Source organism: Polaribacter sp. (assembly GCF_965656025.1).
Classification (GTDB): domain Bacteria; phylum Bacteroidota; class Bacteroidia; order Flavobacteriales; family Flavobacteriaceae; genus Polaribacter.
Window position 1 is genome coordinate 5,885 of record NZ_CBFHJT010000069.1, and the last position, 10,965, is coordinate 16,849.

10 protein-coding genes are annotated in these 10,965 nt (G+C 29.7%); all 10 read left to right on the forward strand.

Annotated elements, in window-relative coordinates:
• Positions 1–901: amidohydrolase family protein (locus ACTG3S_RS11970; protein WP_439129582.1), on the forward strand; the 901-nt coding region annotated here is incomplete at its 5' end.
• 226 nt (positions 902–1,127) lie between these two features.
• Positions 1,128–1,922, forward strand: a complete 795-nt coding sequence (locus ACTG3S_RS11975) for a TrmH family RNA methyltransferase (RefSeq protein WP_439129583.1) — start codon at positions 1,128–1,130, stop codon at positions 1,920–1,922.
• Between the two features lie 22 nt (positions 1,923–1,944).
• On the forward strand, positions 1,945–2,688 hold the full coding sequence (gene ppgK / locus ACTG3S_RS11980) for a polyphosphate--glucose phosphotransferase (RefSeq protein ID WP_439129584.1): 744 nt from the start codon (positions 1,945–1,947) through the stop codon (positions 2,686–2,688).
• Positions 2,689–2,695: 7 nt separating this feature from the next.
• Positions 2,696–3,928 (forward strand): M48 family metallopeptidase, encoded by a 1,233-nt coding sequence (locus ACTG3S_RS11985; protein ID WP_439129585.1) that lies wholly within the window; start codon positions 2,696–2,698, stop codon positions 3,926–3,928.
• A 103-nt stretch (positions 3,929–4,031) separates the two neighbouring features.
• Positions 4,032–6,254 carry a RelA/SpoT family protein gene (locus ACTG3S_RS11990; RefSeq protein ID WP_439129586.1) on the forward strand — a complete coding sequence of 741 codons (2,223 nt, stop codon included), beginning with the start codon at positions 4,032–4,034 and terminating at the stop codon, positions 6,252–6,254.
• Between the two features lie 72 nt (positions 6,255–6,326).
• The gene (locus ACTG3S_RS11995) at positions 6,327–6,776 is read left to right on the forward strand and encodes a Fur family transcriptional regulator (protein WP_439129587.1); all 450 of its coding nucleotides are present in this window, start codon (positions 6,327–6,329) and stop codon (positions 6,774–6,776) included.
• A gap of 40 nt (positions 6,777–6,816) precedes the next feature.
• Positions 6,817–8,088, forward strand: coding sequence for an adenylosuccinate synthase (locus ACTG3S_RS12000; RefSeq protein WP_439129588.1), 1,272 nt, complete (start codon positions 6,817–6,819; stop codon positions 8,086–8,088).
• Positions 8,089–8,256: 168 nt separating this feature from the next.
• Positions 8,257–8,994, forward strand: a complete 738-nt coding sequence (locus ACTG3S_RS12005) for a DUF542 domain-containing protein (RefSeq protein WP_439129589.1) — start codon at positions 8,257–8,259, stop codon at positions 8,992–8,994.
• A gap of 64 nt (positions 8,995–9,058) precedes the next feature.
• Positions 9,059–10,675, forward strand: coding sequence for an OstA-like protein (locus ACTG3S_RS12010; RefSeq protein ID WP_439129590.1), 1,617 nt, complete (start codon positions 9,059–9,061; stop codon positions 10,673–10,675).
• Positions 10,676–10,965, forward strand: a 290-nt coding sequence (locus ACTG3S_RS12015; protein WP_439129591.1) for an aminotransferase class III-fold pyridoxal phosphate-dependent enzyme, incomplete at its 3' end; no start/stop codon positions are given.

Consider the following 10,965-nt stretch of genomic DNA (forward strand, 5'->3'; position numbering starts at 1 on the left):
AATGAGACCAAATGGTGTTTTAATGGCGCAAATTACCCCAAGAGGTGGTATTATTTCTGGTACATCATCTATCGTACAATTAGACGCTTGGAATTGGGAAGATGCAGCTATTAAAACAGATGATGGAATACATATGAATTGGCCTTCTAGTTTTAGACGTGGTAGATGGTGGTTAGGAGAAGATCCTGCATTAAAACCAGACCCAAATTACTCTAAAAATACTGATAGAATAAAAAACTATCTAACTGATGCAAAAAATTATTTAGCTAAAAATCCAGATAAAAAACATTTACCATATGCAGCAACCAATGGTTTGTTTAATGGCACACAAAGACTTTTTATACACGTAAGTGGGCAAAAAGAAATTACAGATGCTATTATGATTTCTAAAGAATTAGGAATTAATAATATTGTAATTGTACATGCAGAAGGTGTAGAAAAAATAGCAGATTTATTGGTAAAAAATAATATTCCTGTAATTTTAGAGAGACCTCATAGAAATCCAGATAGTGAAGACGATGCTTATGACAAAACATATACCATTGCAAAAACACTAACAGACAAAGGTGTTGTAGTTAGTTTAGGTATGGAAGGGCAAATGGAACGCATGAATACAAGAAATCTTCCTTTTTATGCGGGTACTTTTGCTGCCTTTGGTTTAGACAAAGAAGAAGCTTTAAAGTTAATCACTTCAAATACTGCAAAAATTTTAGGTATAGATGCCTTTGCAGGTACTTTAGAAGTTGGTAAAGATGCAACCCTATTTATTTCTGAAGGAGATGCTTTAGAAATGAGAGGAAACATTATAACAAAAGCTTTTATACAAGGTAGAGATATTAGTTTAGAAACACACCAAACCGAACTATGGAAACGTTATGCTAACAAGTATAAATCAAAATAAATAGAAAATAAACTATAAAAGGCTCGCTTCCGTAAGATGGAATTGCGAGCCTTTTTTTTTCAAAAACAGTTACCGATAATAAGTAGCGGATAAAGTCTTCTTTTTCTTAGAAATTTAATAATTCAAATAATTTGTATAACAAACTAAAAGTGCCATATATTATCTTTTACAAAGATTGCACAAAACTAACTTTACACAATACCTATAATTAGGTATATTTGTGTTGATGAAAGAAATTACTAGCAGCCAAAATCCTCTTGTAAAAAACATTTTAAAACTCCAAGAAAAATCTAGAGAACGCAATAAAAAAAGCCTTTTTATCATAGAAGGTAAAAGAGAAATTACTATAGCAATAGCTGCAAAATATCAATTTGATTCCATTTTATTTTTTGAAGAACTAATCTCAGAAAGTGAAATATCGGCAATGTTTCATGAAAACATCAATCTTATTAAAATCTCTAAAGAGGTATATCAAAAAGTAGCTTACAGAAATTCTACAGAAGGTATTATAGCAATTGCAAAAACAAAAGACTTTTCTTTAGACAATATTGTTTTTAAAAATGATAATCCATTAATCTTAGTGGCAGAAAGTGTAGAAAAACCCGGGAATATTGGTGCATTTTTAAGAACTGCAGATGCAGCAAATGTAGATGCTGTGCTAATTGCAAACCCTAAAAGTGACTTATACAATCCAAACATCATACGTTCTAGTGTGGGCTGTATTTTTACCAATCAAATTGCTGTAGGTACTTCAGAAGAAATTGTTAGTTTTTTAATTAAAAACAACATCAATATGTATGCAACTACATTACAAAACTCAAATGCTTATTTTAAAGAAAATTATAGAAAACCAACAGCCATTGTTGTGGGTACAGAAGCGACAGGCTTAACAGCAATTTTTAGAGACAAAGCAACACAAAATATAAACATACCTATGCAAGGTAAAATTGACTCCATGAATGTTTCTGTTGCAGCTGCTATTGTATTGTTTGAGGCTAAGAGACAAAGATTATTTACATAAAATATCATAAAAAACTTTAGATATGAAATCATTAGGAATAGATATAGGTGGCTCTGGTATAAAAGCAGCTATTGTAAACACCAAAACAGGCGAATTATTATCTGAAAGACATAGAATACCCACACCAAAACCAGCTACACCAGAAGCAGTTGCAAAAGTTGTAGAACAAATGGTAACACATTTTAATTGGAAAAAAGAAGTAGGTTGTAGTTTTCCGACCACAATTGTAGATGGTAAATGCATCCATTCTGGAAATTTAAGTGAAGAATGGTTAGGTGTAAAAGTAGATAAGCTATTTAAAAAACAATGCAAACTACCTTTTCACGTAAGTAATGATGCTGATTTAGCGGGTTTAGCAGAAGTTAGTTTAGGAGCTGCTAAAAAAGAAAAAGGGTTGGTTATTGTGATAACAATTGGCACAGGTATTGGCTCTGGTTTATTTTTTAAAGGAAAGTTAATACCGAATTTAGAAGTTGGTAAAATGTTACATACCAATGGAGATATTATAGAACTATACACAGCAGATTCCGTTAGAAAAAGAGAAGACTTAACATTAGAAGAATGGGCAATTCGATTCGATTCTTTATTAGAATACATCAAATTAGTTTTTACACCGAGTTTAGTTGTTTTAGGTGGTGGAATTAGTAAAAAGTATGATAATTTTAAAAGACATTTAACCACAGATATTTCTGTAAAAGTAGCAGAATTTAGAAACAATGCTGGTATTATTGGTGCTGCTATGTATGCCAAAAAAATGAAGAAATAATATATAAATGAATCCGACAACCCTATTCTATATTTTAATCGCAATTTTAGTGATCAGTTTTGTTGTAGACAAAATTTTAGACACACTAAATGCCAAACATTTTAATGATAAAATTCCTACAGAATTAGCAGATGTTTATGATGAAGGAGCGTATAAAAAATCTCAAGCCTATAAAAAAGAGAATGCAAAATTTTCTAACCTAACATCTACATTTTCTATTGTTTTAACCTTAGGCTTCTTTTTTATGGATGGGTTCAAATATGTTGATAATTTAGCGAGAAGTATTTCTGACAATCCTATTATAATTGCCTTAATTTTCTTTGGTATTATTATGATTGGGTCAGATATTTTAACCACACCATTCTCCTATTACAAAACATTTGTTATCGAAGAAAAATTTGGTTTCAATAAATCTACCAAAAAAACATTTTGGTTAGATAAAATAAAAGGTACTCTACTCACGGCTATACTTGGTGGTGGTATTTTGGCTCTCATTATTTGGTTTTATCAATTAACTGGTACAAGTTTTTGGATATATGCATGGGTTTTAGTAGCTGTTTTTTCTTTATTCATGAATCTTTTTTATGCCAAATTGATAGTCCCAATTTTTAACAAACAAACGCCTTTAGAAAATGGCGAATTAAAATTCGCTATAGAAAAATATGCAGAAAAAGTAGGTTTTACGCTAGATAATATTTTTGTTATAGATGGTTCTAAACGGTCTACAAAAGCAAATGCCTATTTTTCTGGATTTGGCGCTCAAAAAAGAATTACACTTTTTGATACGCTTATTAATGATTTAGAAACCGAAGAAATTGTAGCTGTTTTAGCACACGAAGTAGGCCATTATAAGAAAAAACATATCTTATTTAATCTTTTTACCTCTATCCTACTCACTGGTTTTACGCTGTTTTTATTATCATTATTTGTAAATTTGCCTATTTTTTCTGAAGCAATTGGTGTAACCACACCTAGTTTTCATGCAGGTTTAATTGCATTTGGTATTTTATATTCTCCAATATCAGAAATTACAGGATTGTTTATGAATTATATTTCTAGAAAATTTGAATACCAAGCAGATAATTTTGCAAAAAACACCTTTGCTGGCAAACCTTTAATAACTTCTTTAAAAAAACTATCCAAAAATAGTTTGAGTAATTTAACACCACACCCTTCTTATGTTTTTATGCATTATTCACATCCAACTTTGTTGGATAGAGTTAAAAATTTACAACAATAAAAGCCTTAAATAAATCTAAATTTAGACTTTAATTTTCTTGCTTGTTCAAATACTTATTCCTAAATTCACTTTAGATTTTTAAACATAAATCTTACCATAATTTATGGCATATACAGCAACCATAGAAGAAGAAAATAAAGAAATAGCAAACCGATATAAAGATTTGCTAAAAGGTACTTATGAAGTACTTTCTAAAGAAGATAAAGATTTGATTAGAAAGGCTTTTGAAATTGCTGTAGATGCACATTCTAAACAACGCAGAAAAACAGGTGAACCTTATATTTTTCATCCCATTGCTGTAGCAAAAATTGTGGCTATGGAAATTGGTCTAGGTGCAACTTCTATAGCCGCAGCTTTATTGCACGATGTTGTAGAAGATACAGAGTACACTTTAGATGATATGGAGCAGTTATTTGGAGAAACCATTGCAAGAATTGTAAATGGTTTAACCAAAATTTCTCGTTTAAACAAAGAACAAGACGCTTCTATACAAGCAGAAAATTTTAGAAAAATGCTGCTAACATTAAATGATGATGTTAGAGTAATTCTCATAAAAATTGCAGACCGATTGCACAATATGCAAACTATGGATGCAATGCCAGCACATAAACAAGTAAAAATAGCTTCAGAAACACTGTATATTTATGCCCCTTTAGCACACAGGTTAGGTTTATACAATATTAAAACAGAGTTAGAAGATTTAGGCTTAAAATATACAGAACCAGAGGTTTTTAATGATATTGTAGCCAAAATAAAAGCAAGTAAAGAAGACCAACAAAATTATTTAGAAACCTTTGCAGACAGGTTAAAAGAAGGCTTAGATAAAGAAAATTTTAAATATGAAATCAAAGGACGTTTTAAATCCATTTATTCTATTCGTAGGAAAATGCGTAAACAAAACGTAACTTTTGATGAAGTTTATGACAAATTTGCCATAAGAATTATATTTAAGCCTACTTCTAAAGATGAAAAATTTGATGCCTGGAAAATCTACTCTATAGTTACAGATTATTTTAAACCCAACCCTACTCGTTTAAGAGATTGGATTTCTCAACCAAAATCTACTGGTTACGAAGCTTTACACATTACAGTTGTGGGGCCAGATGCTCAATGGGTAGAAGTGCAAATACGTTCTAATAGAATGAATGAAATTGCAGAAAAAGGATACGCAGCACATTTTAAATACAAACAAGGTAATACGAATGAAAGTGGTTTAGAAGCGTGGTTGAATAGATTAAAGGAATCTTTAGAAAACCAAAGTTTAAATGCGGTAGATTTTGTAGAAGAATTTAAACTGAATTTATACGCAAAAGAAATTTATGTTTTTACACCGAAAGGTGATTTAAAATCGTTGCCAAAAGATGCTTCTGCATTAGATTTTGCATTTGCAATACACACAGATGTAGGTTTAAAATGTAGAGGTGCAAAAGTTAACGGTAAATTAGTGCCTTTAAGTCATACTTTAAAAAGTGGAGATCAAATAGAAGTAATTACAAGTTCTTCTAACAAACCTAATGCTAGATGGTTAGATTTTGTAATAACAGCCAGAGCAAAAACTAAAATTAGAGCTGCTTTAAAAGAAGAAGAAAAACTAATAGCAGAAGAAGGAAAGGCTATTTTAACAAGAAAATTACGCCACTTAAAAATTCCTTTTAATGAAAAAACAATTAATGAACTTGTAAATTTCTTTAAACTTAGAACAAGTTTTGATTTGTTTTTTAGAATTGGTAATGGTTCTTTAGATAATACCCAACTAAAAGCATTTGTTTCACAAAGAAATAGTACTATTTTAAACTTTTTTAAAACTAAATTAAGAAGAAACAATAGTACCAATAAAGACCTTATAGATTCTGAAGAAGTAACTGATAAATTTGATGCCTTAGTTTTTGGTAAAGAAGAAGAAAAATTAGATTATAAACTTTCTAAATGTTGCAATCCAATACCTGGAGATAATGTTTTTGGGTTTTTAACCATAAACGAAGGAATAAAAGTGCATAAAAAAAATTGTCCAAATGCAATTTCTCTACAATCTAACTATGCATATAGAATTATGCAAGCAAAATGGATAGACTCTACCAAACAAGAATTTAAAGCAATTTTGCATATAAATGGTGTAGATAATAAAGGGATTGTAAACAACGTTACAAGAATTATTTCTAACAATATGGGCGTTTTTATTAACAGTATAAACATTGCAGGAGATAATGGTGTGTTTGATGGTAAAATAAGCTTAAGCGTTAAAAACAGTGCACAGCTTAATAAATTAACAAAAAACCTACAGAAAATTGAGGGAGTTAAAAAAGTAGAGCGTGTTAATACTTTGTAAATATCATTTTCAAAAAAACTGCATTTATAAAGAAATAACTGTAAATTTGTCTTTTCGTAAAATTTTAAGAAAATGAGTAATTCTCTTGAAAATCAAGAAGTAGTAAAAAAAGTATTTACATCCTATTTAGAAGAAAATAAGCACAGAAAAACACCTGAGCGTTATGCAATTCTTCAAGAAATTTATGATGCAGATGAGCATTTTGATATAGAATCTTTATATATCAAAATGAAAAACAAAAACTATAGAGTTAGTAGAGCAACGCTTTACAATACAATTGATATTCTATTAAATTGTGGTTTGGTTAGAAAACACCAATTTGATGGACAATCTATGGCTCGTTATGAAAAAAGTTACTTCGATAAAAATCACGACCATGTAATTTTTACAGATTCTGGAGATGTAAAAGAATTTTGCGATCCAAGAATACAAATCATAAAAAAAACCATAGAAGATATTTTTGATATTGATATACACAATCATTCACTTTACTTTTACGGAACAAAAAAGAAAAAATCTTAACTAACAATACAACAAAACAAACAACAAATTAACACAACTAATGGCTGTAGATTTATTACTAGGATTACAATGGGGAGATGAAGGAAAAGGAAAAATTGTAGACGTTCTAACAAAAAATTATGATATAATTGCACGTTTTCAAGGTGGCCCAAATGCAGGACATACACTAATTTTTGATGGAACAAAACACGTTTTACACACAATTCCTTCAGGAATTTTTCACAAAACAGCTTTAAATGTGGTTGGTAATGGTGTAGTTATAGACCCTGTAATTTTTAAAAAAGAACTAGAAAATTTAGACAAACACAATATAGACTATACCTCTAAATTATTAATTTCTAGAAAGGCACATTTAATTTTACCTACACATAGACTGTTAGATGCTGCCTCAGAAACCTCTAAAGGAAAAGCAAAAATTGGTTCTACTCTAAAAGGAATTGGTCCTACTTACATGGACAAAACTGGTAGAAACGGAATGCGTGTTGGAGACTTAGAATTAGAAAACTGGAAAGAGAAGTACGATGCGCTTACAGAAAAGCACATTAAAATGTTGGAGTTTTTCGATGTTCAGATAGAATACAATTTAAAAGAATTAGAAGCAGAATTTTGTAGAGGAATAGACAAACTTAGAACACTAGCTTTTATTGATAGTGAGGAGTTTTTAAATCAAGCTATTAAAGATAAGAAAACCATTCTAGCAGAAGGTGCACAAGGCTCTTTATTAGATATCGATTTTGGTACGTATCCTTTTGTGACTTCATCTAACACAACAGCAGCAGGCGCTTGTACTGGTTTAGGTGTTGCGCCAAATAGAATTGGCGAAGTTTTTGGGATTTTTAAAGCATACACCACTAGAGTTGGTTCAGGTCCTTTTCCTACAGAATTGTTTGATGAAGATGGAGCAACTATGGCAAAAGTTGGGCACGAATTTGGAGCTACAACAGGTAGACCCAGAAGATGTGGTTGGTTAGATTTAGTAGCTTTAAAATATGCTGTTGATGTAAACGGGGTAACACAATTAATGATGATGAAAGGTGATGTACTTTCTGGTTTTGATACTTTAAAAGTATGTACGTCCTACAATTATAAAGGTGAAGAAATTTCTCATTTACCTTATAACATAGAACCAGAAAACGTTTCTGTAAATTATTCTGAGTTTAAAGGCTGGACAGAAGATTTAACAAAAATGACTTCTGCTGAACAATTACCTAAAAATTTGTTGGACTACGTTGCTTTTATAGAAAAAGAAACAGGTGTGCCAATAAAAATAGTTTCTGTAGGTCCAGACAGAAAACAAACCATATTAAGATAGTATCATTAAACATTTTATAACAAAAACCCTTATTTATAAACAGAAATAAGGGTTTTTTGCATATATCAACTACATTTTTTACTTTTTTTGAAATTTATTTGAGGTACTGATAAAAGTCATATTTACAACCAATTATTTAATTGAAATTTGTAATAAATTTATAAGTACATGGAACGTTTTGAGAATAAGCTTATTGCAGACATTGTTTTAGATAACATCAACACGTCTAAAGTATTTAAAGAATATCATATAGACTACTCTATTGATGGTAATAAAAACTTTTTAAGTGTTTGTGAGCTTTATAAAATAGACACAAAAAAAATAGTACATAAATTATCAGCTGTAAATAAAGAAGTATATTATTTACAAAATTACAATTCTTGGAAATTAGACTTTCTTATAGAGTTTCTTTCAGATATTCATCATGATTATAAAGAAGAAAACATTCTATTACTAAAAGAGTATGGAAATAAAGTAGCAGATTTATATGGTTATGCATATCCCGAATTAATACAGGTAAACACCTTAATACAAGGTATTTCAGAAGAAATTTTAGAACACATGAAAAATGAGGAAACCATTTTGTTTCCGTATTTAAATGAGTTATTAAAACTAGAAAATGGCGTTTCTACATTAAAGTATCATTTTTCAAAAAAAATAAAAATCATAGACAGTTTTGAAGACGAACATTTTAAAATTCGTAAAACATTTCAAAAAATTGCAAAACTTACAAAATACTATACATTACCAAAAAACGTATGCGACTCTTTTAAACTTTTATATGTAAAATTAAAAAGTTTTGACGACCGACTTCAAGATCATATTCATATAGAAAATAATATACTTTTTCCCAAAGCAAAAAAACTTCAAAACAAAGTATTTAAAAAGAAAAAAGAATATAGTTAGAATTTTACTTTTCTTTAATAGTTTGCCATTTTCTTTTCGTTATTTTTGCGTAAAATCGTTTATTTTGAAAAGAATACTTTTATTCATATTTTTTACACAAACTGCCTTTGTTTTCTCGCAAACTAAAAAAATGGTGGTTGGTGCTGCACAACAATTTGTAGACGAAGAAAAATACCCAGGTGCCACTGTACTTTTAGGAAATGTAAAAATGACGCATAAAGGCGCTGTATTAACCTGTAGCAAAGCCTATTACTACAAAAAACTAAATTTTTTTAAGGCCATAAATAACGTACTTATCAAACAAGGAGATACCATAACACAAACTAGTGATTATGTAGATTATGATGCCAATACAGAACAAGCGCTTTCTTGGGGCAATGTGGTTTTAAAAGATCCAGAAATGACTTTAACTACAGACACATTGCAGTTTGATCGATTGAATCAAAAATTATATTACAGAACTTTTGCCACCATAAAAGACCGAACAAATACTTTAAAAAGTAAAAACGGAAACTATTATTTAGAAAACAAAAAGTTTACCGCCACAACAAGAGTTACTGTTGTAAACCCAGAGCACAATTTAGCTTCAAATCATTTAGATTATTACACAAATTCAGGTTTGGCTTATTTGTATGGTCCATCTACCATTACCAATACAAAAAACGAAAATAAAATTTATTGTGAAAGAGGTTTCTACAATACAAAAACAGACATTTCCTATTTTGTAAAAAACGCAAAACTTTATTTAAAAGAGAGAACTGTAGAAGGAGATAGCTTGTATTATGATAAAAATAAAGGATTTGCATCTGCAACGAACAATATACAAGTAATAGATACAGTTAAAAACTTTGTAACTAAAGGTAATTATGCAGAAATATTTGAGGAAAAAGACTCGCTTTTTATTATCAAAAGAGCGGTTGCCATATCAATAATAGACAAAGACTCTACCTTTATACACGGAGATACGTTATTAGTAACAGGTATTCCAGAAAAACGTATTGTTAGAACCTACCATAATGTTAAAATTTTTAAATCTGATTTACAAGGCAAATGTGATTCTATACACACAGATCAAGAAAAAGGTCTCACAAGAATGTTTAGAAATCCTGTTTTATGGTCTGATGGCAATCAAATTACAGGAGATACCATACACTTATTATCGAATGTAGAAACAGAAAAATTAGATTCTTTAAAAGTTTTAAACAATTCATTTATAGTATCTAAAGACTCTTTATCGAATGATAACTTTAATCAAATTAAAGGAAGAAATATGTTCGGTAAATTTTCAGAAAATAAATTAAAACTACTTTTGGTAAAAGGTAATGCTGAGTCTGTTTATTTTAATAGAAACGAGCAAGGTGTTTTAGAAACTATTACTAAAGAAATTTCTAGTAATATAGAATTTACGTTGAATGAAGGTGAAATTGAGCAAATTAAATATTTGAAAAAATCTGAAGGTACAACATATCCGCCTTCTAAATTACCAGAAAAAGTAAACAGATTAAAAGGGTTTATTTGGCGAGCATCAGAACAACCAAAGTCTAAAGAAGACATCTTTAAAAAAGATAAACAAAAAAAAGAACCCATAAAATCTGATAAAGATTTGATAAAACCTATTTTAACGAAACCAACTAAAAAAGAAAGAAAAAAATCAAAAGAAACTTTACCCACTAAAAATTAGATGAAAAAAGATTTCTTTACATACCAAGCACAAACCAGTCCTCACCCACTTGCTTTAGAGATTTCTAGTGCAAAAGGTAGTTATATATATAATACCTCAGGTAAAAAATACTTAGATTTTGTTGCTGGTGTTTCTGCAAATAGCTTGGGTCATAATCATCCAAAAGTAACTGAAGCCATTAAAAATCAGTTGGATAAATATGCGCATGTAATGGTTTATGGCGAATTTATACAAAAACCACAGGTAGATTTGTGTAAATTATTGGCACAAAATTCACCTAAAAATTTAAA